Source organism: Achromobacter xylosoxidans A8, assembly GCF_000165835.1.
Taxonomy (GTDB): domain Bacteria; phylum Pseudomonadota; class Gammaproteobacteria; order Burkholderiales; family Burkholderiaceae_B; genus Achromobacter; species Achromobacter xylosoxidans_B.
The window spans coordinates 3,890,280-3,916,214 of the sequence record NC_014640.1; the positions used below are offsets into that span (position 1 = coordinate 3,890,280).

A 25,935-nucleotide genomic window follows, 5' to 3' on the forward strand; every position below is an offset into this window, starting at 1 on the left:
GAGTTCGAGCATTCATGCTAGTCGGCAGCCAGCGCGGCCGGGAGTAACAAGGTTGTCGTGAATCCCGGCACCGGCGGCGTCATCCAGCGGCGCGCCCGGCCCTGGCCGCAAGCCTGCACCTTGCCGGCCACCGCCAGCGCGTCCAGCGTGCGCTGCACCGTGCGCTGGCTGGCGCCCAGCGCCAGCGCCAGGGCGGAACTGGACCAGGCTTCGCCGTCGGCCAGACAGGCGAGCACGGCTCCCTGGTCCCTGTCGCCGTCGCCAGCGGGTCGTGCCAACAGCGCGACCCCTCTGCCCTCTTGCGGCTTCAGGACAAAGCCGCCGCGCGCGGCGCTGATGCCGGCCACGCCGTCCAGGGCCGCACGCAGGCGCCCGATCTCGACGCGCAGGCGCGCGCGGTGCGTCTCGTCGAAGTAGGCGGTACGGAACGCCTGCTCGATGAGCGTTTCCCTGGGCGCCGGCTGCGGCCAGGCTTCAGCCAGGACGCGGGCCAGCGCGAACAACACCGGGCGACTGGCCAGCGGGATTGCCCGGCCCTCGCTGCGCACCGCGTGGCGGCAACCGTCGACCACCAGCGTGTCGGAGGCCAGCAGCGCCTCCACTTCATCCAGCAGGATGGGCCGCTGGACGCCCTGCTCGATCAGCCGCGCCGCGGGCGTGTTCAGGAGCAAGGTCGCGTGTTCGACCTCGGCCATCAACGCGGGGATGCCGGCGACGCGGGCGGCCAGTTCCGCCTGGGTCAGCGCGGCGCGCGCCGGCCCCGTGCGCAGCCGCCGCAAGGCGACGCCGGCGGCGATCAGTTCGTGGATGGCGCGGGACGCCGGGGCCAGGGCGGCAGGGTCCAGCAAGGCCAGCGCATCCTCGGCGCGATCGAGCCGGCCTAGCAACAGCTCGCGGCGGGCCTGCAGATGCCGCGCATGCGCGGCGTTGGCCGGGTCGCCGTGGGCGTCCAGCGCGGCGCGCGCGGCCTCCAACGCCTTTTCCGGCCAGGCCAGGTCGCGCGATACCAGGGCGATCTCGGCCTCGGCCACGACGCAGCGGGCGCGGGCCAGCACGTTCTTGGGATCGAAGTTCCGCGCCGCGCTGCGCAGCAGGGTCCGGGCGCGGCGGAACTCGCCCAGTTGCGCCAGGGCGATGCCGCGCAAGGCCAGCGCGGGCGCATCGTCGCGCAGGGCCACAAGGTTCAAGGCGCCCAGCGGATTGCCGGCGGCCAGCGCGCGCGCCGCCGAGGTGATCAGAAAATCCATGGAAATCCCGCCACTGCCGCCGCTCCCGCAGTCCGCTTACCGGCAACTAATCTACCACCTGGCGCGGCTTTGCAGCGGCGTCCCCAAGCCAGGCGCGCGGCCCGCAGGCGGGAAAGTCACCGTCAGCGCCACGCCCGCGCCGCGCAGGCCGTCGCCCAGGTCGACTGCGGCGCCATGCTGCTGCGCAATCTGCGCCACCAGGGACAGGCCGATGCCGCTGCCACCCGCCACGCTGCCCGGGGCGCGATAGAAGCGGTCGAACACGCGCGCGCGTTCCTCCGGCGCAATGCCCGGGCCATCGTCGGCCACGCGCAGGCAGGCCCCGCCGTCTGCCGCAGGTCCGCAAGTCACCGCGATCTGGCCGCCGCTCTGCGTATAGCGCACGGCATTGTCCAGCAGGTTGCGGACCAGCACGCCCAGGGCGTCCAGCCGCCCGCGCACCACGCAGGCCTGCACGTCCAGCTGGATGCGCAGCTGCTTGCGGGTCGCGTCCGTTTCCCAGTCGCGCACCAGCATGGCGACCAGCGCATCCAGTTGGACCTGCTCGGGCTCGTCGGCGCTGGCGCTTAGCGCGTCCATGCGAGCCTGGTCCAGCAATTGTTCCGACAAGCGCGAGGTGCGCTGCGCGACCAAGCGCAATTTCTCGATGGCGGCCGGCGCATCGGCGGAGCCGGCGCTGCGGGCCACCAGTTCCGCGTGCGCGCTCAGCGCGGCCAACGGGGTGCGCAGCTCGTGCGCGGCATCCTCAAGAAAGCGGCGCTCGCGGTCCATGCCGCCCTTGACCCGCAACAGCAGCTGGTTGATCGAGCGGATGAAGGGACGCAGTTCGCCTGGCATGCCGGCCATGGGCAGCGGGGCCAGGTCGAACGGCCCGCGCCGCGCGATGGCCGCGCCGGCGCGGTCCACCTTGCGAAACGCGCGGCCGACCACCCGCCAGCTCACCACGGCCAGCAGCACGAACAGGACGGACACGATGACCAGCCCGCGCTTCAGGCTATACAGCGACTGGGCGCGCAATTCGCTCTGCGGCCGCGCCACCTGCACCTGCACCCGCCCCTGCGCGTCGGAGACCGCGTACACGCGCCAATCCATGCCGTCGGCGGACACGTCGGCATAACCATCCTGGAAGCCGCCGCTCAGGGGGTGTTCGGGGGACTCGGGCGAGCGCAGCAGCAGCCGGCGGTCGGCCAGCGACCACAAGTGGAAACGGATCTTGTCGCCGTCGACACGGCTGGACGCGGGCGGGGTGAAACGCTCGGACGGCGCCGCGTTGCCCAACAGGCTGACCGGCAGCGACGCCAGCATCTGGCTGGCCGCGTCATGCAGCCACCGATCGCGCGCGCCGGTCTGCGAGCGCGTGGTTTCGTACTGCTGGAAGGCGAACACCGCGATCCAGGACAGGGTCATCGTCAACAGCAGCGTCAGCGTCAGTTGCTTGCGCAGCGTCTTCATTCGGCCGCCTCGATGCGATAGCCCAGTCCATGGACGGTGAGGATCAGCTTGTCGCCCAGCTTGCGGCGCAACTGATGGATATAGACCGCCACCGTATTGCTTTCGATGGCGCCGCTGTCGCCATAGACGGCAGCCTCCAGCTGTTCGCGGCTGACGGTGTGGCCGATGCGTTCCATGAGCGCCAGCAGCGTGCGGTACTCATGCGCGCTGAGGCTGACCTCGACGCCGTCGCGCGTCACCGCCCTCTTGGCCGGCTCCAGCACCACGTCGCGGCAGCGCAGCGCCGACACCACGGCGTTGCTGCTGCGCCGGACCACGGCGCGCAGCCGGGCCAGCAGCTCGTCCAGCTGGAATGGCTTGACGATGTAGTCGTCGGCGCCGGCATCCAGGCCCTGTATCCGTTCGCTCAGCCGGTCGCGCGCGGTCAGGATCAGGACCGGCGTGGCGTCGTAGCGCGCGCGCAGGTGCTTCAGGACCGCCAGCCCGCTGCCGTCGGGCAGGCCCAGGTCCAGCAGCACGGCATGAAAGCCGTGCTCCACCAGGGCCAGCCGCGCCTGCGCGACATCGCGCACCCATTGCACGTCGGCGCCAGACTGCGCCAGGCTGGTGTGCACGGCGTCGCCCAACATGGCGTCGTCTTCAACTAGCAGGACACGCAAGAAATCTCCAGGACCATCAACGATGCCGCAGCATGCCGGCTGCGGGTTAAGAACTTATTAAGAATCCATGCCGCGCGCGCCCATCTGGCTGCGGGCGGCCAGCTGCGGGCGGCGAGCTGCGGGCGGCCATGGACTTGAGCGCAGCATTTTAATTCGGCACCTTGACTGTACTTGTATATACGAGTTAAATAAAACCCGCCGATACCCGCAACCCCGGAACGCGCCATGAGCGCCGCCCGCCGCACAGCACCTGGGCAACACCCCCCTGCCTTCGAGTACGTGCCTGCAGTCGGCCCGGATACGCCCCATCTCACGCTCTAGTCCCTCTTCTCCCCCCTTTCCTCCGCTCGAGGAGTAGTGATGCGTCATCTTCCAGTCGTTGAAGTTTGCGTTTCGAGAAGTTTTTCACCCAGGTTCGCGGGTCCGCTGTTGCTGGCCCTTGCCTTGTCGGCAGCGTTGCAAGCCGCCCCGGCCTGGTCCGCCACGCCCGCCATGCCGGCCGCCGCCGGCGACACGCGCGCCGCCGCCCGGCAAGCGCCCTTGACGCTGGACGGCCGCTCGCTCACTGCCGCTGACGTGGTCGCCGTCGCGCGCGGCGGCCGGCCCGTGGCGGCCACCGAGGCCGCGTGGCAGCGCGTCGCCCGGTCGCACGATCTGCTGCTGGAATACGGCCGCCTGGGACAGCCCGTGTACGGCCTGAATCGCGGCGTGGGCCAGAACAAGGACCAGACCATCTTCTCGGGCGACACACTGTCGGACGAGGCCCGGGCATTGTCCGCGGCCTTCAACCACCGCATGCTGCTGTCGCACACCGTGGCCTACGGCGAGCCGGCGGCAGCGGACACGGTGCGAGCCGCCATGCTGATAAGGCTGAACACGGCGCTGGCCGGCGGTACCGGCATGAGCCCGCCCCTGGTTCGCCAATACGCCGATTTTCTCAACCAGGGTTTGACGCCGGTAGTGCTGGGCCAAGGCTCCGTGGGCCAGGCCGACATCACCATCCTGCCCCAGATCGGCCTGGCCATGATGGGCGAAGGCATGGTCGAGATCGGCGGCAAGCTCCTGCCGGCGGCCGAGGCCATGCGCCAGGCGGGCCTGGCGCCAGTACAGCCTTATGCCAAGGACTCTCTGTCCCTGCTGAGCTCCAACGCCTATGGCGCGGCCCTGGCCATCCTCGCGGCGCACGACGCCAGCCGGGTGCTGGACCGCGCCGATGAGGTGGCGGCCCTGTCGCTCGAAGGCCTGAACGGCAACATCGCGCCCTTGCTGCCCGCCACCCAGGGCCAGCGTCCCTATCCGGCCCAGCAGCAGGTGGCCCGTCGCATCCTGTCGCTGCTCGAAGGCAGCGCGCTCTGGCAAACGGACGAGCAGCGGCCCCTGCAGGATCCCCTGAGCTTCCGTACCGTGAGCCAGGTGCATGGCGCCGCACGCGAAGCGCTGCGCCAACTGGACGCGCAGTTGCTGGTGCAGATCAACAGCTCGGATGACAACCCGACCGTGGCGCTGGATGTGTCGCCGCCGGCCGGCGCCACGCCGCAGGAAACCCGCTATTACGTGACTCAAGGCAAGCTGCGCGGCGCCGTGTTGCCCAGCGCCGGATTCGACCCCACCGCCTGGGTGGTGCCGCTGCAGTCGGTAGGCGTGGCGCTTTCGCAGGTGGCCCAGTCGTCGGCGCAGCGCGTACTGCGCATGGGCGACCCCGCCTTCACCAAGCTGCCGCGCTTTCTGTCGCCCAATGACACGACCCTGGCCTACACCACGATCCAGAAGCCCGTGTCGCTATTGGCCACCGAGATCCGGACGCTGTCGCAGCCCGTCTCGTCCGACGCGCTGGCGGTCGCGGGCAATATCGAAGACGTGGCCACCAATGGCCCGCTCGCCGCGCAACGCGTGGGGCAGCAGACCGGACGGCTGCGCACCCTGCTGGGCATAGAGCTGATCCATGCGGCGCAGGCCGTGGACCTGCGCACGCGCGCCGACCCCCGGCGTCCGCTGGGCAAGGGAACCGGCGCGGTGCTGGCGGCCTTTCGGGTGGAAGTGCCGTTTCTTTCGCAAGACAGAAGACTTGCCGACGACATTGCGCGCGCCGACCGGTTTCTGGACCAGGCGCGCGACGCCGCGCTGTAGACGCCGCGCCGCCGCCTGACCAACAACAAGGGGAATGAACATGAACAAGTATCTCGCGCTGTGCCTGAGCGGCACGCTTCTGGCCGCCACGCTGTCCGCGCCCGCGGCTGCCGCCGAAGGCAAGTATCCCGATCGGCCCGTCACCATCGTCGTGCCGTTCGGCGCGGGCGGCATCGCCGACGCGTTGCCCCGCATCGTGGGCCAGGAGCTCAACGGCAAATGGGGCGTGCCGGTCATCATCGAAAACAAGGTCGGCGCCTCCGGCAATATCGGCATGGACTTCGTCGCCCGTGCCAATCCGGACGGCTACACGCTGGCCCTGGCGCCGGCTGGCAACCTGACCGTCAACCCGCTGCTCTATACCAAGCTGCCCTTCAACACGGCCCGCGACTTCGCGCCGGTGACCATGCTGGCCACTTCGCCCAATGTGCTGGTGGTCAACGACAAGGTGCCGGTCAAGACCTTCACCGAACTGGTGGCCTATGCGCGCCAGCATCCGGACAAGCTCAACTATTCCTCGCCCGGTCCTGGCAGCGGCGCCCACCTGGCGGGCGAACTGCTCAACCAGTCGGCCGGCATCGTCACGCGCCACATTCCGTACAACGCCATGGCTGCCGCCGTCAACGATGTGGTGGCGGGCAATGTGGACATGATGTTCGCCGGTGTCTCGACCGTGCTGCCGTTTATCCAGTCCGGCAAGCTGCGCGCGCTGGCGGTCGCCGGTCCGCAACGCCTGCCGCAATTGAAGGACGTGCCCACGGTGGCCGAAAGCGGCTATCCGGGCTTCGACGTGACCTCCTGGTACGGCATCGTCGCGCCGGCCAAGGTGCCGCCCGCGATCCTTGACCAGTTGCAGGCCGACATTGCCGCCGTGCTGCAGAAGGAGTCCGTGCGCCAGAAGTTCGCCGGCCTGGGCGTGGAGCCCGCCGGCTCGAACCGCGCGGATTTCACCCAAACGATCCAGCAGGAAACCGATAAATGGGCGGCCATCGTCAAGCAGGCCGGCATTCAACCGATCCAATAACCGAGGAGACATCATGCAATCCATAGACATCACCTACCTGAACGGCCCCGACGTGCGTGCGCTGGAGCTGACCGACGCGGAAATCCTGGCCGCCGTGCAAAGCGCGCTGGACGCCCAGGGGCGAGGCAAGACCGTCATCGAACCGCGCATGCACCTGGTGCCGGAGTCTTCCGCCAAGGGGCACTTCAATGTGCTGCGCGGCTATATTGAGCCGCTGCACGTGGCAGGCGTGAAAGTGGTCAGCGACTTCGTCGACAACTACAAGGTCGGCCTGCCTTCGGAAATGGCCCTGCTCAACCTGTTCGATCCGGTCAATGGCAAGCCGCTGGCCGTGGTCGACGCGACCGCCATCACCGACATGCGCACCGGCGCGGTCACGGCGCTGGGCGCCAAATATCTGGCGCGCAAGAACAGCAAAGTGCTGGGCCATATCGGTTCGCGCGGCACCTCTTACTGGAACGTGCGCCTGCTCGACAGCCTCTACGACTTCGACGAGATCCGCGTGCATTCGCGCCGTCCGGAAAGCCAGCAGGCCTTCGGCGAGCGCCTGTCGCGCGACCTGGGCAAGCCGGTAAAGGTCGTCAATAATTGGGAATCCTGCGTGCGTGGCGCCGACATCGTGGTCGAAGCCTCGCGCCTGCCCGAACCCACGCCTTTGCTCAAGACCGAGTGGATCAAGCCCGGCGCCCTGGTCATGCCCTATGGCACCATGAGCGCGGTGGAGCTGAGCCTGACCGACATCATGAGCAAGGTGGTGGTCGATGACTGGGGCCAATGCCGCAAGGGCCTGCCCTACGGCGCGCTGCGCGCCCACGTCGACAGTGACCGCATCACCGAGGAAAACCTGCACGCCGAACTGGGCCAGATCGTGGCGGGCCTGAAGCCGGGCCGCGAGCGCGATGACGAGACCATCCTGTTCTGGCACCGTGGCCTGTCCACTACCGACATCGCGCTGGGCCATGCCATGCTGGAGAAGGCCCGCAAGATGGGCCTGGGCCAGACCTTGAAATTTGCCTAGGCGAAGCGCCATGGATCTCATCACTTCGACGCGCATGTACGACGTGGCGCCCGCGGCGCGGGCTGCCTGGCATGCGCTGCTGCAGGCCGCGCACGCCCGCGCCGGCCTGGACGTGCACTTCGTCGAGCACGGCTGGCCGACGCCCATCGGCGAACTGTGGGAGCGGCCGGGGCTGTGCGGCGTCTTCATATGCGGCTGGCCTTATGTCACGGCGCTGCAGGCGGGGCGGGCCTTTGGCGCCGTCGCCGCAGTGGTGCCGGACTGGCCGGCCTACGAAGGCCTGCCGCGCTACCGCAGCGAATTCCTGGTGCGCGCCGACTGCGGCTGGTCGTCGCTGGCTGACGCGGCCGGCAGCCGTTATGGCTGGATGGTGCGTGACTCGCAATCGGGCTGGAACGCGCCGCGCGCGGCGCTGGCGGGGCTGGCCGCGGCCGGCGGCGCCCTGTTCGCGGCGTCCAAGGGCCCCTATGGCAACCCGCGGGGCCTGCTGCGCGCCCTGGCCGACGGCGAAATCGACCTGACCGCGGTCGACGGCTGGTACCTGGATCTGCTGCGCGCGCACGATCCGGCCGCGCTGGCCGGATTGCGCACGCTGGCGTATACGCCCTGGACGCCGAATCCCTTGCTGGTGGCCGGACCCGACGTGGATCCGGCCAGCGCGCAAGCCCTGTCGGACGTCCTGCTGACCATGCACGAGGATCCAGCCCACGCGCCGCTGCTGCGCGCCGCCCATGTGGCGCGCTTCGCGCGCCCTGACCCCGCGTCGTACACGGTCCTGAGCGACATGGCGCAAGCCGCAACGGCGGCCGGCTATCCCGAGATACGCTAAAGCCGGGGCAGGCGCCGCTTTGCGCAGCAGGTGTACTGCCCCGATTCCCTGGAACGTCGGCGCTTTAAAGAATTATTAAAACCCCGTGCCGACAATGCACTCCTGCGACGGCGGGCCCCCGGCCCGCCGCCAGCACGCACCCTCAGCAATGAAAGATGGCGCTGATCCGTCCGGACCGCGCGGGAGATGCATATATGAAACGCCTGCATGGCATGGAATTGTTCGCCGAAGTGGCGAAGGCGCATAGCTTCAGCCGGGCCGCCGCGGTCCTCGGCATGCCGACCTCCACGGTGTCGCGCCAGGTGGCCGAACTGGAGCGCGCGGTCGGCCTGCGGCTGCTCAGCCGCAACACGCGCCGAGTGGAATTGACCGACGCCGGCCGGCTGTATTTCGAGCGCTGCCGCCGCATTGTGGCCGAAGCCGAGATCGCCCACGAGGAATTGCGCGAGCAACTGGAAATTCCCAGCGGCCCGCTGCACGTCCAGTTGCCGGCGGCATACGCGTTGGACGCCTTGATGCCGGCCTTGGTCGAATTCGGCAGCCACTACCCCGAAATCCGCCTGCAACTGAGCGTGACCGGCCCCGAGTTCGCCGAGCACCCGCCCGAGATCGGCGACGTGGCGATCCGCCTGGGCGAACTGCCCGACTCGTCGCTGGTGGCGCGCCGACTCGGCGCGGTCCATGCCAGCCTGTACGCCGCGCCCGCCTACCTGGCGGCCCGCGGCACCCCCGCCTGCCCCGCCGACCTGGCGCGCCACGACTGCATCGGCCTGCGCGCCGGCGGCGGCCAGCCCGCGCCCTGGCCGCTGCAGCGCGGCCGCGAGCAGTTGCTGGTTCCAGTGGAGCACCGCTATGGCGCCAACGACGCCTGCATGGCCCGGCAGCTTGCCGTGCTGGGCGCCGGCATCGCGGCGCTGGGCGGAGACGAAAGCGGCCGGCTGCGCTCCGGCGAGCTGGCGCGCGTGCTGCCGGCCTGGAGCCTCGGACCGATCGAGGTCCATGCCGTGACCGAGACCCGCCTGTTGCCCGCCCGGACCCGCCGGCTGATCGATTTTCTGGCCGATTACCTGGATGGCGCCGCGCGTTGCCACACACCGCGCCTGGAGGTGCGCCGCGCGGCCTAGGTTTTTCCCTGCGCGCACGGGCCCTCACCCCCGTCACAATATTGCATCCCGAGGCGATACGGCCCCCTTTTTCACCCGCGGGCCGCCCCTCCTGTCCTCCTTCGGCCCTGGCGCCGCCCTCCACCGTGTAAACTCCCCCCTTTTTGACTCTGGTGGTATGTTGCAGGCCCCACAGCGCACAGGTTTAAGCGGCCCGACGCTCATTCGCTTGCTGACTCGCCTGACGGATGCCGACGTCCCGCAATCCAGGCAATCGCTTTCAGACCATCTGAGCCTATGGCTCGGCTGGACGGACGCGATCGCGCTCTCCGCGGCGCTGAATACCAGCCCGCCGGTGATCGCCCCCGGCGCGCGCATGTTCAGCAGCGCCGAGGAGCGCGACTGCGCCCGCGTGCGGACCACGTTGGCCGACGCCATCGCCAGCGACACCGCGGCCACGGCCGCCAAGCGGCCCGGACCGGGACAAGCCCGCGCCCCCGCCAAGCAGTTGGCGGCGCTGGCCGAGGCCGAAGCCGACTACGCGAATTTTCGCCAGCGCTATCTGTCGTTGCAGCACACGATGGAAACCGCCGTGGGCAATCTGCGCAGCCGCCTGCGCGGCATGGTCGCGGCCAAGAATGGCGAAATGACACGCCTGGCGGTGGTCGACGCCATCATGGACCGCGCCCTGCTGCCCAAGGAACGCGCGCTATTCGGCGTGATTCCGAAGTTGCTGCAAGGCCATTTCAACCGCTTGCGCGAGGCCGAGGCCGCTGCGTTGGCCGAGGCTGCCGCATTGGCGGAAGCTGAGGCCCAAGCCGCGGTCGACGTCGAGGCGCAAGGCGATGCCGCAGCCGAGACAGGCGCGGCGCCCGCAGTGGCGCAGGCACCGATAACGCCAGGCGCCTGGCTGGACACGTTCCGCAAAGACATGCGCAGCGTGCTGCTGGCCGAATTGGATGTTCGTTTACAACCGGTCGAAGGGCTGCTTGCCACCCTTCGCGCCAGCTAACCGGGACACTATGTCCAAATATCTGACTAATCTCGTTGTTTTCTTGGCGGGTCTGGCCGTCGTGGGCTGGATCGGCGCGGGCTATGCGGGCAACAACCCGCTGGCGCTGGCCGTGACCTTGCTGATAGGCGCCTGTTACGTGGGCGGCGCGCTCGAACTGCTGCGCTACCAGCAGGCGACCTCCTCGCTGACGCGCGCGCTTTCGGGCCTGTCCGATGCGCCCGGCAATCTCGGATCCTGGCTGGACCAGTTGCCGCCTAGCCTGCGCAACGCCACGCGCCTGCGAATCGAGGGCGAGCGCGCGGGCCTGCCCGGACCGGCGCTGACGCCGTATCTGGTGGGCCTGCTGGTCTTGCTGGGCATGCTGGGTACCTTCCTGGGCATGGTCGTGACCCTGCGCGGCACCGGCCTCGCGCTGGAAAGCGCCACCGACCTGGCCGCCATCCGCGCCTCGCTCGCCGCGCCGGTCAAGGGCCTGGGCTTCGCCTTCGGCACCTCGATCGCAGGCGTCGCCAGCTCCGCCATGCTGGGCCTGCTGGCGGCCCTGTGCCGCCGCGAACGCGTGCGCGCAGCGCAATTGCTGGACAGCAAGGCAGCCACCACGCTGCGGGTGTACTCGCAAGGCTACCAACGCGAGGAATCCTTCAAGCTGCTGCAACGCCAGGCCGAAGTCATGCAGCGCCAGGCCGACGCCATGCCGACCCTGGTCGACCAGTTGCAGACCATGATGAACAGCATGGCGCAGCAGAATCAGGCCCTGAGCGACCGCCACATGGCCAGCCAGGACGCCTTCCAGGGCAAGGCCGAAGCGGCCTACTCCCGCCTTGCCGCCGTCATGGAGCAATCCATGAAGGAAAGCGTGTCGCAAAGCGCGCGCTCGGCCGGCGCCGCCCTGCAACCGGTCGTGGAAGCGACCATGGCCAGCCTGTCGCGCGAAACCGCGTCCCTGCAAGACACCGTGACGCAAGCCGTGCAGCGCCAGCTGGAAGGCCTGACCTCGGGCTTCCAAGCCACCACCAGCAATGTCGCCGGCATCTGGAACCAAGCCCTGGCCGGACAGCAACGCGCCAGCGAGGCCCTGTCCCAGGACCTGCGCGCCTCGCTCGACCACTTCGCCCAGACCTTCGAACAACGCTCGGCCGCCCTGCTGGACAGCGTGTCCTCGCGCCTGGAGGAATCGTCGGGCAGCATGTCCCACGCCTGGACCCAGGCGCTGTCGCGCCAGGAGCAGGCCAGCGAGAAACTGGCTGGCGACAATCTGCAGGCCCTGACCGCGGCCGCGGCCAGCTTCGAGCAGCATTCGGCCTCGCTGCTGCGCACCCTGAACCAATCGCATACCCTGCTGCAATCCGACCTGGCTTCGCGCGACCAGCAGCGCCTCGCCGCCTGGACCGAAACGCTGGGCGCCATGGGCGCCACGCTGCGCCAGGAATGGGAACAGTCCGGCGCGCAGGCCGCCGAACGCCAGGAGGCGATCAGCGCCACATTGGCGCAGGCCGTGCACGACATTACTGCGCAATCGCAGGTCCAGGCCCAATTGCTGGAAGGCGTGTCGGCCCGCATGGAAGCGGCCGCCAACGGCGTCTCGCAGCAATGGGCCAGCGCCCTGGCCCGCCAGGAACAGGCCGGCGAAAAGCTGGCCGGCGACAACCGCCAGGCCCTGGCTGCAGCCGCCGCCACCTTCGAACAGCATTCCGCCGCACTGTTGCAAACGCTGGACCAGTCGCATGCCCAGTTGCAGGCTGCGCTGGCCTCGCGCGACCAGGAACGCCTGGCCGCCTGGACCGGCACGCTGACCGCCATGGGCGCGACGCTGAGCCAGGAATGGCAGCAGGCCGGCGCCGACACCGTGGCCCGCCAACAGGCCGTCAGCGACACGCTGGCCCAGACCGCGCGCGACATCGCGGCCCAGACCCAGGCCCAGGCCGGTCTGCTGGAAAGCGTATCGGCCCGCCTGGAAACGGCGGCCGGCAGCGTCACCCAGGCCTGGACCGAAGCCCAGGCGCGCCAGGAACAGGCCAATGCCAAGCTCGCTGGCGACAACCAGCAGGCACTGGAAACCGCCGCGGCCACCTTCGAACAGCATTCCGCAGCTTTGCTGCAGACGCTGGACCAGTCGCACACTGAATTGCAAGCCGCGCTGGCCTCGCGCGACCAGGAACGCCTGGCCGCATGGACCGGCACGCTCACCGCCATGGCCGCCAAGCTCGGCCAGGAATGGGAACAGGCCGGCACCCAGGCCGCCCTGCGCCAGGTGGAAGTCAACGACACGCTGGCCCAGACCGCGCGCGATCTCACGGCCCAGACCCAGGCCCAGGCCGGCCTGCTCGAAAGCGTATCGGCCCGCCTGGAAACGGCCGCCACCGGCGTCACTCAAGCCTGGACCGAAGCGCAGGCGCGCCAGGAGCAGGCCAATGCCAAGCTGGCCGGCGACAACCAGCAGGCGCTGGAATCGGCTGCTGCCGCCTTCGAACAACACTCCGCGGCCCTGCTGCAGACGCTGGACCAGTCGCACACTGAATTGCAGGCCGCGCTGGCTTCGCGCGACCAGGAACGCCTGGCCGCCTGGACCGGCACCCTGACCGCCATGGCCGCCAAGCTCGGCCAGGAGTGGGAACAGGCCGGCACCCAAGCCGCCCTGCGCCAACTGGAAGTCAACGACACCCTGGCCCAGACCGCGCGCGACATCACTGCGCAGACGCAGGCCCAGGCTGGCCTGCTGGAAAGCGTATCGGCCCGCCTGGAGACCGCCGCCACCGGCGTCACCCAAGCCTGGACCGACGCGCAGGCGCGCCAGGAGCAGGCCAACGCCAAGCTGGCCGGCGACAACCAGCAGGCGCTGGAAGCCGCCGCCGCTGCGTTCGAACAGCATTCCGCCGCCCTGTTGCAAACGCTGGAGCAATCGCAGACAGACCTGCAGACCGCGCTCGCCGCCAAGGACGAAACGCGCCTGGAAGCCTGGACCGGCAAGCTCGGCGCCATCGCCGACTCGCTGCGCGCCGAATGGGAGCAGACCAGCTCCTACACGGCCAGCCAGCAGCAGCAGATCTGCGACACCCTGGCCATCACCGCGCAAGACATCAGCGCACAGACCCAGGCGTCCGCCAACGACACCATCGCCGAAATCGGCCGCCTGGTGCAGGCTGCCTCCGAGGCGCCACGCGCCGCCGCCGAGGTCATCGGCGAACTGCGCCAGAAGCTCTCCGACAGCATGGAGCGCGACAACGACATGCTGGAAGAGCGCACTCGCCTGCTGGAAACCCTGGGCACCCTGCTGGACGCCGTCAACCACACCGCCGCCGAACAGCGCACGGCCGTGGACGCACTGGTGTCCTCGTCGGCGGACCTGCTGGACCGCGTCGGCACGCAGTTCACCGAACAGGCCCAGGCCGAAACCGGCAAGCTGGCCGAAGTGGCCGCACAGGTCGCCAGCGGCGCGGTCGAAGTGGCCAGCCTGGGCGAATCCTTCGGCACGGCCGTGCAGCTCTTTGGCGAGTCCAACGACAAGCTGGTCGCGCACCTGCAACGCATCGAAGCGGCGCTGGACAAGTCCATCGCGCGCGGCGACGAACAGCTGGCCTACTACGTGGCGCAGGCCCGTGAAGTGGTCGACCTGAGCATGGTGTCGCAGAAGCAGATCATCGAGAACCTGCAGCAGCTGGCCATCCAGCGCGCGACGGCCGGAGCGGAAGCGGCATGAGCGAGGACATCGACGGCGGCGTGGAGCCCGCAGTCCCGGCCTGGGCCGTCTTCGGCGACCTGATGTCGGTGCTGCTGGGCGCCTTCGTCCTGATCCTGGTGAGCGTCGTCGCGGTGCAGTTGCAGCTGTCGACCCAGCTCGAGGAAGAGGTCAAGCAGCGCCAGGTCGAAACCCAGCGCCGCGAGACGCTGGAACAGGCGCTGGCGGGCCCCCTGGCCGCCGGCCGCGTGACCCTGATCGACGGCCGCATCGGCATCAGCGGCAGCGTCTTGTTCGCGCTGAACTCCGACCAGTTGCAGCCGGAAGGCCGCGAGGTCCTGAAGAGCCTGATCGAACCCCTGTCGGCCTATCTGAAGTCGCACAACGAAATCCTGATGGTCAGCGGCTATACCGACGACCAGCAGGTGCGCGAAGGCAACCGGCGCTTCGCCGACAACTGGGACCTGTCCGCGCAGCGCGCCCTGACCGTGACGCGCGCGCTGATCGACGAGGGCGTACCTTCGTCGGCCGTGTTCGCCGCGGCCTTCGGCTCCGAACAGCCGGTGGCCGCGAACACCGACGAGGAAGGCCGGGCCAAGAACCGCCGCGTGGAAATCGCGCCCATCCCCAAACCCTCCAGCGACGCCGGAACCAAGCATGGCCAGTGACGGCACGCGCGGCGAAATCGTCGACGCCCGGGCCGTGCTGGACGCCTGGCGGGAAACCGGCGCCGACCGCATCGCGCCGGTCCGCTTCCAGTTCATGGACGCCCTGCAACGGCGCGCCGCCACGCAAGACGGCCAAGCCCGCAGGCTGCTGGACGGCAAGCTGACGGCACTGATCCAGGCCTATGAGGCCGAACTGGACGGCGCTGCCGTTAAGGCTCTTGCAGCCTCCAATGAATGCGCTCATGAAGGCGCCACCGCGGCGGCTCCCGCCGCTTGCGAACTCGGACCGCTGGCGACGCTGACCGCCTACATGGCCGACCCCGGCGCCGACGCGCGCGGCGCCACGGACCTGCGAGCCTCCTACCCAGAACTGGAAGTGCTGGAGTACTTTCGCGGCGTCTGGTCGCGGGTCAGCGCGGACCGGCAAGTCCGGCAGTCCCAGGAGCAGGTGCACAAGAACGCCGGCCCGCTCAACTCCAACCAATTGGTGCACCGGGCGCTGTCGCTGATGCGCGAGGTGTCGCCGGGCTATCTGCAGCAGTTCCTGTCGTACACCGATGCGCTGATGTGGCTGGAACAGGTACAAGCCGCCACTGCGCCCGCGCCCAAGGAGGCCGCGCCGCGCGCCGGCGCCAAGAAGACGACGCGCGGCAAAGGGCGCTAACAGCGCCGGGGTGCGGCCCCGAGCGATGCGCCCCCTCCCTGCCGCCCACCAGGCGGTCCCGCCAAGCGCCCCCCCTCCTTGGCCCTCCCAGGACGCCCCCAACAGAGCGCGTCCTCCCGATTTGCGCCCTTCCCCCCATCGGCAGTAAGATACGTTCCATATACAAACCATATATGGATCGCTAACTCCATGGGCATCGTCAAGATTTCCGAGCAGATGCATGAGAACCTCCGCGTCGCCAGCGGCGCGCTCAGCCGCTCCATCAATTCCCAGGCCGAACACTGGATGCGCATCGGCATGCTGTCCGAGCTCTACCCCGAACTGCGCCACGCCGACATCTGCCAACTTCTGATCCGCATCGAACAGGCGGAGGGCTTCGCCATCGCCTCGCTGTCCCAGGGGCTGCCGCAGGCCGCCCAGCAGGAGGCCGCATAAATGGCAAAGAAGGTTTCCATCAAGTCCGCCGCCGACATCGAAATGGCCCGCAAGGCCGGCGCCATGGCGGCGGAAGTGCTGCACATGATTGCCGAACACGTCCGCCCGGGCGTCACCACCGATGAGCTGGACCGCATCTGCCACGACTACATCGTCAATGTGCAGAAGGCGATTCCCGCCAACGTCGGCTACCACGGCTTTCCCAAGACCATCTGCGCCTCGGCCAACCACGTGATCTGCCACGGCATCCCGTCGGCCAAGGTGCTGAAGAACGGCGACATCCTCAACATCGACGTGGCCGTCATCAAGGACGGCTGGTTCGGCGACACCAGCCGCATGTACTACGTGGGCCAGCCCAGCCCGCTGGCGCGCCGCCTGGTCAACACCACCTACGAAGCCATGCGCGCCGGCATCATGGCCGTCAAGCCCGGCGCCACGCTGGGCGACATCGGCCACGCCATCCAGACCGTGGCGCACCGCGAGCACTTCAGCATCGTGCGCGAATACTGCGGCCACGGCATCGGCCAGATCTACCACGACGATCCGCAGGTGCTGCACTATGGCCGCCCGGGCGAAGGCATGGTGCTGCAGCCCGGCATGATGTTCACCATCGAACCCATGATCAACGCCGGCAAGCCCCAGACCAAGCAGCTGCCCGACGGCTGGACCGTGGTCACCAAGGACCGTTCGCTGTCCGCGCAGTGGGAGCACATGGTGGTCGTGACCGACACCGGCTACGAGGTGCTGACGCCCTGGCCGGACGGCTTCGGCGACTATCCGCCCATCCCCTGATATTCTGACGCGGCGCGCCGGCCCTGCCCATGGCAAGGAACGGAGTGCGGACAGACAAGGGCACGATCATGATCGTGCCCTTGCCGTTTCCGCCGTCCGTGTCCCATGTCCGCTCTGCTCTCCGCGTTCCGCCGTCTGGCCGCCTCCAACCTGGCCGCCCAATTCTCCGAACAGATGGCGCTCGCGGCCGCGCCGCTGGTCGCGGTCCTGGCGCTGGGCGCCAGCGCAGCAGAGACGGGTTATCTGCAAACCGCCCAGACCCTGCCCTTCCTGCTGCTGTCCCTGCCCGCCGGCGTATTGGCCGACCGGATGTCGCGACGCGCGCTGATGACCGCCGCCGAGTACGTACGCGCCGCCAGCCTGCTGGGCCTGCTGGCGCTGCTTGCAACGGGGGGACTGAGCCTGGGCTGGCTGGCCGCGCTGGGCTTCCTGGGCGCGGTCGGCACGGTCGCCTACAACGTCGCCGCTCCAGCGCTGGTGCCCAGGCTGGTCGCGCCCGCCGAACTGGCCAGCGCCAACCGCTGGTTGGAGCTCGCTCGCAGCGCCGCCTTCTCCGCAGGGCCGGCCGCCGGCGGCGCACTGGTCGGCTGGATGGGCGCGCCCTCGGCCTATGTCCTGGCCACCGTGCTGTCACTGCTGGCAGCCCTGCTGTTGGCCGGCCTGCCCCACGACAGGCCCGGACCGGCGCCGCGCCGCCGCCTGCTGGAAGAACTGCGCGAAGGCGCGGCCTTTGTCCTCACGCACCCGCTGCTGCGCCCGGTGCTGGTGACCGCCGTCTTCTTCAATACCGCCTGGTTCGTGCTGCAAGCCGTCTACGTCGCCTACGCCATCGAACGGCTGGGCCTGTCTGCGGCGGCCGTCGGCCTCACGCTGGGCGTGTATGGCGGCGGCATGGTGGCCGGCGCCCTGCTGGCGCCGTGGCTGGCCCAGCGGCTGAGCTTCGGCGGCATGATCGCCGTCGGCCCGCTGGCCGCGTTGATCGCAAGCGTCATTCTGCTGTCCACCTTGGTCTATCCGTCCGGCGCCTGGGCTGCGGCGGGCTTCTTCCTGTTCGGTGCGGGTCCCATACTCTGGACCATCACCACCACCACGCTGCGCCAGGCCATCACGCCCAATGCCCTGCTGGGCCGGGTGTCCGCCGTGATCCTGACCGCCACCTTCGGCGCCCGCCCCGTCGGCGCACTGATCGGCGCCGCGCTCGCCGCGCGGGTCGGCGTCGAAGCCTGCCTATGGGTGTCGACCGCCGGCTTCGCCGTGCAATTCGTGGTGCTGTACACCTCGCCCGTGCTGCGCCTGCGCAGCCAGCCCGAGGCCGGCGCCTGCTGAAGGCTGTTGCGCACGGAAAACCGGCAATCTGTACCTGCCCGCGTCAACCGCGGCCCGCTAGACTGCCACGGTCAATCGAAACGATGCCGGCAAGATGCTGAAAATCCTGGGTAAGGCGTCATCCATCAACGTGCGCAAGGTCCTATGGACCTGCGCCGAACTGGACCTGCGGTTCGAACGCGAGGATTGGGGTTCCGGTTTCCAGCCCACCAGCGATCCCGCGTTCCTGGCGTTGAATCCGAACGCGATGGTGCCCGTCATCCGGGACGGCGACTTCGTGCTGTGGGAGTCCAACAGCATCATCCGCTACCTGGCCTCGCAATACGGCGGCCAACGCCTGTACCCCATCGAGCCCAGGCTGCGCGCCCGCGTCGACCAATGGATGGACTGGCAGGCGACCGACCTGAACCGCTCCTGGAGCTACGCCTTCATGGCCCTGGCGCGCGAATCAGCCGCCCACCGCGACCGCGCCGCGATCGAGGCATCCTGCCGCGAATGGGCGCGATTCATGGAGATACTGAACCGGCGCCTGGAACAGGCCGGCGGCTACGTCGCCGGCCCCGCGTTCTCGCTGGCCGACATCCCCGTCGGCCTGTCGGTCAACCGCTGGTTCCGCACGCCCTTCGACAAACCGCAACTGCCGGCCGTCGCCGCCTATTACGACCGGCTCGCCGAACGCGAAGGCTACCGGCTGCACGGCCGCAACGGCACCGCCTGACGCGACCAGGCGGCTACTTCACCACCCCGCAAACCAGCCGACCGCCCCCACCGCCCAGCGGCGCCGGCGTATCGCTGTAGTTGTCGCCGCCCACGTGCACCATCACCGCACGACCCTTCACATCGGCCAGCTTCAGATGCGGCGCCACCACGGCCTTCGTGGCCGTGCCATCCGCGGCAACCACGATGAAAGGCAGATCGCCCTGATGCCCGTCGGTCGCCATCGGCCCCTTGTGCGCCTTGGTGCCCTTGGGATCGAAATGCCCGCCCGCGGCGCCGCCAGCCGCCATCTGGTTGTTCACCATGCCAGGCTCGCACGAGCCCTTCTCATGCACATGGAAGCCGTGTTCGCCGGGCGGCAAGCCCTTCAAATGCGGCGTAAGCTGCAGCCCGCCCTTGGTGTCCTTGAGTGAGATTGTGCCAGCGCTCTTGCCCACGCCCTCCGCGCTCAGGAACGACATCGACACGTCTTCCGCCAACGCCGCGCCAGACGCGCCTGCCAACGCAAGCGCCGCGACCAGCATCGAGATTTTCTTCATGGGGTGCCTCCAAGATACGCGCCCGCAAGCCGCGGACGCCCGATGGTGCATGGACGACCCGTTGCCGCCCATGCCGCAAAAAACAATAGCATTCGGGTCACAGCGTCTGCCAGCAATCTTCGTTCCTGATACAAACGTAGATCTTGCCGTGATGATGGCTTGCGCGCATTGAATGGCGGCTTGCTACGCGCGGGGTTCTCGCGCCTCACCCATCCTACGGATCGTAGGGTTCCCCAAGCACCGTCCCGTCGCATTCGCGCCAGCGTACAAAATCCCGACGCCTCACCCAACGTACGTCAACTGCGGCCGCCCGGGCGGCCGCAATTGACGGGCATCGCAAGACTCGAAACCAAACACCGCTGCAGCAGCGCCAAATACCAAGACGCACGTAGCCCGTCGGCGCGGGCGGCCTACGAAGCACTGGAAGCAGCAACCATCTCACAAGGCAACCGCATCACCCTCGAACCATTAACACCACCGCATGCAGCGCCACGCCTATCAATCCGCCCACCAAGGTGCCATTGAACCGGATGTACTGCAGATCCCGCCCCACGCTGAGCTCAAGCTCGTCCACCAGATGCCGCTCGTCCCAATTCTTCACCGTGCGTGAAATATGCTCCGTAACCCCGCTGCGCAAGCGCCCCGTCAAGCGCCGCGCCCCGCCCAGCACGTGATTGTTGATCGCCTCCCGCAATCCCGGATCCTCCCCCAGCTTGCGCCCCAAAGCGAGCAAAGCGCTCTCCAGATGCCGTGCCAGCGCCGAATCCTCGGACGACAGATCCCTCCGCAGCGCAGCATGGATATCGTCCCAAAGTCCCTGCACATACTCCTGCACCTTCGGATGATCGATCGCCCGCTGCTTCAGCGCCTCCACCTGCGCCGCCAAGGCCGGATCATCCTTCAACCGCCGGATGTAATCCTGCACCCAGGCCTCATAATCCCGCCGCACCGGATGCCCCGGCTCGGACAGCACGTCCCGCAACTCCTCCACCAGCGCCCGCGCCAGCCGGTCCGCCAGATTGTCCGCAATCCCGTCCACCGACTTGACCACGTCCACCGCCGCAATGATGCGCGGCCACTCCTTCTTGGCGAACTTCACCAGCAGATTCGAAGCCCGCGCCTTCACTTCTTCATCGCCCAGATAGCCGCCCAGCCGCTCCAGCGCCGCGTCCAGCAGCTCCTGATGCCGCCCGTCTCGCGTCAGCAGACCCAGCACCTCGCCCGCCGTATCCGCCGCATCCCAACGCCGCAGATTCTTCACCACGAACTCCTGGATCACCCCCCGCACCGCCCGGTCATCCAGCAGATCCAGCGTCTGCAAGGCCACATTGCGCGCCCCTTCGCTCAAAGCGCGCGCCTGCCGCGGACGCCCCAGCCAGCGGCTCAGGCGCGCGGCCGGATCGAACACCCGCAACTTCTCCATCAAGGTGTCCGGATCCAGGAAGTGGTCGCGCACGAACACCGCCAGGTTGTCGCCGATGCGGTCCTTATTGCTGGGAATGATGGCAGTGTGCGGAATCGGCAGGCCCATCGGCCGGCGGAACAGCGCCACCACCGCGAACCAGTCGGCCAGCGCGCCCACCGTGGCCGCCTCGCAGAACGCCCGCACCCAGGCCCATGCGCCCTGCCCGCCCATCACGTGGCTAGTGATGAAGCCGCAGACCATCGCCACCAGCAAGGCCAATGCGGCGATCTTCATGCGCCGCAACTGGGCGCGGCGCGCCTCGGAAGCCAGCGCGGAATGCGTGGCGGCGGAACGGGGCGTCTCTGTCATGGGGTCTCCGGCTTGGACAGACCCAGCATAACGTAGCGGCCCCCGCAGCCCCCGGACGTCAGCCCAGAGGCGGCAACAGGTTGAACAGCAGGACCATGACCAGTCCCACCACCGACACGATGGACTGCACCACCGAAATTGTCTTGGTGGCTTCGCCCATGGTCATGCCGAAGGACTCCTTCACCATCCAGAAGCCCGCGTGATTGGCGTAATTGAAGAACAGCGAACCGCAGCCGATGGCCAGCGCCAGCAGCGGCAGGTTCAGGCTGGGATCGGCGCCCGCCAGCGGCGCCAGCAGGCCCGCCGCGCCCACGATGCCGACCGTTGCCGAACCCGTGGACACCGACAGCAGCATGGCGATCAGCCAGCCCAGCACCAACGGCGGCAGCGCGAACTGATGGGTCAGGTGCACGATGGCATCGCCCACGTGGGCGCTGGTGAGCACCTGCTGGAACGCCCCGCCGCCCGCGATGATCAGCATGATGCCGGCGATCGGCTTGAGGCTCTTGCCCAAGCCATCGCGCAGCTTTTCCGCGTCGCCGCCCCGCATCAGCACCAGGGTGACAGCGGCGAACAGCACGCCCAGCAGCATCGCGACCAGCGGGTCGCCCAGGAAAGCCGCCACATGCATGGCGCCGGAATCCTTGGGCAGCAGCATCTCGGCGCCCGCGTGCACCAGCATCAGCAAGGCGGGCAGCAAGGCCGCCAGCACACCCAGGCCCACGCTGGGCGCGCCGCGGCCGGCGGTTTCCTGGCGGGCCGTGGTGAACTGTTCAAGCAGCGCCTCGTCCGGGCGCGTCGTCATCCGTGGCGCAATGAAGGCGCCATACAAGGGACCGCCGAACACCATGGCCGGCAGCGCCGCGATGAAGCCATAGATCATGGTCGGCCCCACCGTGGTCTTGAGCGTGGCGATGGCCGTCAGCGGGCCGGGGTGCGGCGGCACCATGCCGTGCATCGCCGCCAGGGCCGCTATCACCGGCACGCCCACGTACACATAGGCCGACCCCTTGAAGCGCTCCTGGCTTTCCAGCTTGCGGGCCACGCTGAAGATCAGCGGCAGCATCACCACCAGACCCACCTCGAAGAACATCGGAATGCCGATGACGAACGCCACCAGGGTCATGGCCCAGGGAATCATGCGGGCAGAGGTATGGCGCAGGATGGCGTTGGCCAGGCGTTCGGTCGTGCCCGAATCCGCCAGGATCTTGCCCAGCATCGCGCCCAGCGCGATCACCACGCCCACCGCGCCCAAGGTCTTGCCCGCGCCGTTGCTCAGATTCTTGACGATGGCCACCGGCTCCATGCCGGTGGCGAACCCCACGCCGATGGAGACGATGAGCAGCGCCAGCAACGGATGCATGCGGATGCGCGAGACGATCAGCGCAACCAGCACCAGCACGCTGGCCAGCGCGGTAAGAAGCAATTGGATGTCGGAGGAGGACATGGACGGGCCTGGGAAAAATGGGCGCGGCCCTGCGGCCGTTTGCAGGCCGCGTGCAGGCCATACGCCGAAAGAAACACGGATTTTATTCCCGCCAAGCTGAACGCCCAGTCAGGAAAGCCGCAAGCCCAGGGGCCTGTTCACACCGCGACGAAGCAGGCATCAACCCGCCGCGCCCAGCAGTCCCGGTCTGCCTTCGTGGGCGGCCTGGGCCCGTTCCAGGATGAATTCGATGATCATCGAGATCGCCCGCGGATGGTGCCGGTTGGGCATGTACAGCATGTACATGCCGCGTCCAAAAATGCTCAGCCGCCATTGCGGCAGCGCGGCCACCAGATCGCCGCGCGCAATGTCGTCATGGACCACGTAGTCCGGCACCACGCCCACGCCCAACCCCGCCAAGGTCGCATCGCGCAGGAAAGCGTAGTTACGCGAGATCACGGTCGGCTCCAGTATCACGTGCTGCCGCGGCTGGCCGCCGTAGTAGGCGGAAAGCCGCAAGGGCCGTCCGATGACCGCGGCGCTGATGGTGGGCGTGCGCGCCAGCTCTTCCGGATGCTGCGGCAGGCCGCGGGCGGCGGCATAGGCCCGGGACGCGCAGGCCACGTAGCGGACCTGGCCCAGCTCGCGCGCCACCAGGTTCTGCGGCGGTTCGGACATGATGCGTATCGCGATGTCGACCTCATCGCGCAGCAGGTCGTCCACACTATTCTCGAACAGCACGTCCAGCACGATGTCCGGATAGGTCCGCTTGAACTCCAGCAGCCAGGGCGTCATCACGAACTGCCCGTAGCCGCTGGGCACGCTCAGCCTGACCTTGCCCTGCGGCGTCTTGCCCAGAGTCTCGACGGATTCGCGCGCCGCCGCGAGTTCGTCCTGGATGCTGCGGCCATGCTGATACAGCTTCAGTCCGATTTCCGTGGGCTCCACATGCCGGGTGGTGCGGCGCACTAGCTGCATGCCGACCGAGCGCTCCAGCTGATTCAGGTGGTAGCTGACATTGGCGCGCGTCATCTTCAGGCGGCGCGCGGCCTCGCTGAGATTGCCCGCGTCCAGTATTTCCACCAGCAATGTCAGGGATTTGGTGTCCATCCAGGGCCTCCTCGCCAGGGTGATGCACCCGCCAATTGTCAAATTTTTTTGACTTCAATGTCAATTATCGATGCCATTGTCAAGACTTCTTTACTGCGAAAGAATGAGGCCAGAAAAGACGGGCCGTTCCTGGCCCACCAGGCTGAGTCCTGGCGGCCGCCCCTGGCGCCGCCGCCACGGCAGACCTCATCGGAGACACTGTCCATGACAGACAGCGCAAGCACCGGCGCAGCCAACACGCGCCGCTATGACGACATCCTCGTCGTCACCATCGACCATCCCCCCGTCAATGCCCTGAGCGCCGCCGTGCGCGCCGATCTGGCCGCGGCCATCCGCGACGCCCAGGCCGACCCGCAGGTGCGCGCCATCCTGCTCCTGGGCGCGGGCAAGAACTTCATCGCTGGCGCCGACATCCGCGAATTCGGCAAGCCGCCGCAACCGCCCATCCTGCCCGAGGTCTGCAACCAGATCGAGGCCAGCGCCAAACCGGTGGTGGCCGCGCTGCATGGCGCGGCGCTGGGCGGCGGACTGGAAGTGGCGCTGGCTGCGCACTACCGCGTCGCGCTGGCGGGCGCCAGGCTGGGCCTGCCCGAGGTGAACCTGGGCCTCTTGCCCGGCGCCGGCGGCACCCAGCGTGCTCCGCGCCTGATGGGCGCGCAGGCGGCGTTGGACCTGATGCTGAGCGGCAAACACCTGACCGCCGGATCGGCCCGGGAAGCGGGCCTGGTGGACGCGTTGTCCGACGAAGCCGATCCGCTCGACGCGGGCCTGGCCTACACCCGGCAACTGTTGGCGCTGGGCGCCGGCCCGCGTCGCACCCGCGATGCCGGGGCGCTGGAAGACCGCGTCGCCGCGCTGGCCCAGGTCGACGCCGCCGCCGAACGCGTCGCCCGAACCACCCGCGGGCTGTACTCGCCCGCCAAGATCGTCGAGGCCGTGCGCGCCGCCATCGAGCAGCCTTTCGAGGAAGGCCTGCGCACCGAACGCGCCCTGTTCCTGCAATGCCTGGACAGCCCGCAGCGCGCGGGACTGGTGCACGCCTTCTTCGCGGAGCGCGACACGGCCAAGATGCCGGGGCAAGAGCCCGCCCGGCCGCGGCGGTTGGAACGCATCGGCATCGTCGGCGGCGGCACCATGGGCGCGGGCATTGCCGTGTCGGCGCTGGACGCCGGCTTTCCCGTGACCATGGTCGAGCAGGATGAGGCCGCGCTGGAACGCGGCCGCGGTCGCGTCGCGCAGGTCTACGAGCTGCTGGTCAAGAAAGGCCGGATCGGCGCCGACGAGCGCGACGCCCGCATGGCGCGCTACACCGGCTCGACCCGCTACGAGGCGCTGGACGACGCCGACCTCATCATCGAGGCCGTGTTCGAGGACATGGCGGTCAAGCAGACCGTGTTCGCGCAGCTGGACCGCGTCGCCAAGCCCGGCGCGGTGCTGGCCACCAATACCTCGTACCTGGACGTCAACCTCATCGCCGCCGCCACGCGCGGGCCCGCCGACGTGCTGGGCCTGCATTTCTTTTCGCCGGCCAACATCATGAAGCTGCTGGAAGTCGTGGTGGGCGACCACACCGCGCCCGACACCGTGGCTACCGGCTTCGAACTGGCGCGACGACTGCGCAAGATCCCGGTGCGTGCCGGCGTGTGCGATGGCTTCATCGGCAACCGCATCCTGGCCGTGCACCGCCAGGCGGCCGACATGATGATGGAGGACGGCGCCTCGCCCTACGAGATCGACGCCGCCGTGCGCGCCTTCGGCTACCCCATGGGGCCCTACCAGATGGCGGACCTGGCTGGTGGCGACATAGGCTGGGCCACGCGCAAGCGCCGCGCGCCCACGCGCGACCCCGCGCTGCGCTATGTGCAGATTCCCGACCGGCTGTGCGAACGCGGCTGGTTCGGCCAGAAGACGGGCCGCGGCTTTTACCTCTACCCCGACGGCGCGCGCCAGGGCGAACAAGATCCCGAAGTGCTCGCCCTCATCGACGCCGAACGCGCGCGCGCCGGCGTCACGCCGCACGCCTACACGCAAGAAGACATCCAGCGCCGCTACCTGGCCGCCATGATCAACGAAGCGGCCAATGTGCTGCATCAGGGCATCGCCCAGCGTCCTTCCGACATCGACGTGGTGTTCCTGTCCGGCTACGGCTTTCCGCGCTATCGCGGCGGCCCGATGCACTACGCCGACAGCGTGGGGCTGAACCGTGTACTGGCCGATATCCGCGGCTATGCGCAGGAGGATCCCGCCTTCTGGAAACCCTCGCCGCTGCTGGTGCAACTGGCCGAATCCGGCCGCAATTTCGCCACCCTGAATCCATCCGCCTGACCCCGATAC

General features: G+C 68.7%; 21 protein-coding genes. 14 read left to right on the forward strand and 7 right to left on the reverse strand.

The window, feature by feature from the left end; all coding sequences use genetic code 11:
• Nucleotides 1-17: 17 nt before the first annotated feature.
• The 3 genes from AXYL_RS18005 to AXYL_RS18015 are packed head-to-tail and all read right to left on the reverse strand — an operon-like array spanning nt 18 to nt 3,358.
• Nucleotides 18-1,247: a hypothetical protein gene (locus AXYL_RS18005; RefSeq protein ID WP_013394264.1), complete on the reverse strand. Its 1,230-nt coding sequence runs from the start codon at nt 1,245-1,247 to the stop codon at nt 18-20.
• Nucleotides 1,248-1,298: 51 nt separating this feature from the next.
• Entirely contained in the window at nt 1,299-2,699 is a 1,401-nt protein-coding gene (locus tag AXYL_RS18010; RefSeq protein WP_013394265.1) for an ATP-binding protein, read from the reverse strand.
• Nucleotides 2,696-3,358, reverse strand: a complete 663-nt coding sequence (locus tag AXYL_RS18015) for a response regulator transcription factor (protein ID WP_013394266.1) — start codon at nt 3,356-3,358, stop codon at nt 2,696-2,698. Before AXYL_RS18015 ends, AXYL_RS18010 begins: the two co-directional genes overlap by 4 nt.
• 429 nt (nt 3,359-3,787) lie before the next feature.
• Here AXYL_RS18015 and AXYL_RS18020 point away from each other — a divergent pair, with 429 nt between their 5' ends.
• From AXYL_RS18020 to AXYL_RS18080, 13 genes are all read left to right on the forward strand, one after another.
• Nucleotides 3,788-5,485, forward strand: coding sequence for an HAL/PAL/TAL family ammonia-lyase (locus AXYL_RS18020; protein ID WP_237709910.1), 1,698 nt, complete (start codon nt 3,788-3,790; stop codon nt 5,483-5,485).
• 40 nt (nt 5,486-5,525) lie between these two features.
• The gene (locus AXYL_RS18025) at nt 5,526-6,509 is read left to right on the forward strand and encodes a Bug family tripartite tricarboxylate transporter substrate binding protein (protein WP_013394268.1); all 984 of its coding nucleotides are present in this window, start codon (nt 5,526-5,528) and stop codon (nt 6,507-6,509) included.
• A gap of 13 nt (nt 6,510-6,522) precedes the next feature.
• Nucleotides 6,523-7,527 carry an ornithine cyclodeaminase family protein gene (locus AXYL_RS18030; RefSeq protein ID WP_013394269.1) on the forward strand — a complete coding sequence of 335 codons (1,005 nt, stop codon included), beginning with the start codon at nt 6,523-6,525 and terminating at the stop codon, nt 7,525-7,527.
• Between the two features lie 10 nt (nt 7,528-7,537).
• Nucleotides 7,538-8,356, forward strand: a complete 819-nt coding sequence (locus tag AXYL_RS18035; protein ID WP_013394270.1) for a phosphate/phosphite/phosphonate ABC transporter substrate-binding protein — start codon at nt 7,538-7,540, stop codon at nt 8,354-8,356.
• 194 nt (nt 8,357-8,550) lie between these two features.
• Nucleotides 8,551-9,480 (forward strand): LysR family transcriptional regulator, encoded by a 930-nt coding sequence (locus AXYL_RS18040; RefSeq protein ID WP_041655711.1) that lies wholly within the window; start codon nt 8,551-8,553, stop codon nt 9,478-9,480.
• A 157-nt stretch (nt 9,481-9,637) separates the two neighbouring features.
• Entirely contained in the window at nt 9,638-10,471 is an 834-nt protein-coding gene (locus AXYL_RS18045; protein WP_013394272.1) for a DUF3348 domain-containing protein, read from the forward strand.
• A gap of 10 nt (nt 10,472-10,481) precedes the next feature.
• Nucleotides 10,482-14,171, forward strand: a complete 3,690-nt coding sequence (locus AXYL_RS18050) for a DUF802 domain-containing protein (RefSeq protein ID WP_013394273.1) — start codon at nt 10,482-10,484, stop codon at nt 14,169-14,171.
• Nucleotides 14,168-14,818, forward strand: a complete 651-nt coding sequence (locus AXYL_RS18055) for an OmpA family protein (protein ID WP_013394274.1) — start codon at nt 14,168-14,170, stop codon at nt 14,816-14,818. The genes AXYL_RS18050 and AXYL_RS18055 overlap by 4 nt, the downstream gene beginning before the upstream one ends.
• Nucleotides 14,808-15,482 (forward strand): DUF2894 domain-containing protein, encoded by a 675-nt coding sequence (locus AXYL_RS18060; RefSeq protein WP_013394275.1) that lies wholly within the window; start codon nt 14,808-14,810, stop codon nt 15,480-15,482. Before AXYL_RS18055 ends, AXYL_RS18060 begins: the two co-directional genes overlap by 11 nt.
• A gap of 189 nt (nt 15,483-15,671) precedes the next feature.
• Complete coding sequence (locus tag AXYL_RS18065; RefSeq protein WP_013394276.1) at nt 15,672-15,917, forward strand: ParD-like family protein; 246 nt, start codon at nt 15,672-15,674, stop codon at nt 15,915-15,917.
• Nucleotides 15,918-16,709: a type I methionyl aminopeptidase gene (gene map, locus AXYL_RS18070; protein ID WP_013394277.1), complete on the forward strand. Its 792-nt coding sequence runs from the start codon at nt 15,918-15,920 to the stop codon at nt 16,707-16,709. It abuts the gene before it with no gap.
• 105 nt (nt 16,710-16,814) lie between these two features.
• Nucleotides 16,815-18,035 (forward strand): MFS transporter, encoded by a 1,221-nt coding sequence (locus AXYL_RS18075; protein ID WP_013394278.1) that lies wholly within the window; start codon nt 16,815-16,817, stop codon nt 18,033-18,035.
• 94 nt (nt 18,036-18,129) lie between these two features.
• Entirely contained in the window at nt 18,130-18,753 is a 624-nt protein-coding gene (locus AXYL_RS18080; RefSeq protein ID WP_013394279.1) for a glutathione S-transferase family protein, read from the forward strand.
• A 13-nt stretch (nt 18,754-18,766) separates the two neighbouring features.
• On the opposite strand, the gene sodC is transcribed toward AXYL_RS18080, so the two are convergent.
• The 4 genes from sodC to AXYL_RS18100 form a co-directional block, all read right to left on the reverse strand.
• Nucleotides 18,767-19,291, reverse strand: coding sequence for a superoxide dismutase family protein (gene sodC / locus AXYL_RS18085; protein WP_013394280.1), 525 nt, complete (start codon nt 19,289-19,291; stop codon nt 18,767-18,769).
• Between the two features lie 454 nt (nt 19,292-19,745).
• Nucleotides 19,746-21,065 (reverse strand): DUF445 domain-containing protein, encoded by a 1,320-nt coding sequence (locus tag AXYL_RS18090; protein WP_013394281.1) that lies wholly within the window; start codon nt 21,063-21,065, stop codon nt 19,746-19,748.
• A 58-nt stretch (nt 21,066-21,123) separates the two neighbouring features.
• Entirely contained in the window at nt 21,124-22,512 is a 1,389-nt protein-coding gene (locus AXYL_RS18095) for a GntP family permease (protein WP_013394282.1), read from the reverse strand.
• A gap of 159 nt (nt 22,513-22,671) precedes the next feature.
• A complete protein-coding gene (locus AXYL_RS18100) occupies nt 22,672-23,601 on the reverse strand; it encodes a LysR family transcriptional regulator (RefSeq protein ID WP_013394283.1) in 930 nt (309 codons plus the stop codon).
• A gap of 204 nt (nt 23,602-23,805) precedes the next feature.
• Here AXYL_RS18100 and AXYL_RS18105 point away from each other — a divergent pair, with 204 nt between their 5' ends.
• Nucleotides 23,806-25,926 carry a 3-hydroxyacyl-CoA dehydrogenase NAD-binding domain-containing protein gene (locus tag AXYL_RS18105; RefSeq protein WP_013394284.1) on the forward strand — a complete coding sequence of 707 codons (2,121 nt, stop codon included), beginning with the start codon at nt 23,806-23,808 and terminating at the stop codon, nt 25,924-25,926.
• The last annotated feature ends 9 nt before the right edge of the window (nt 25,927-25,935 follow it).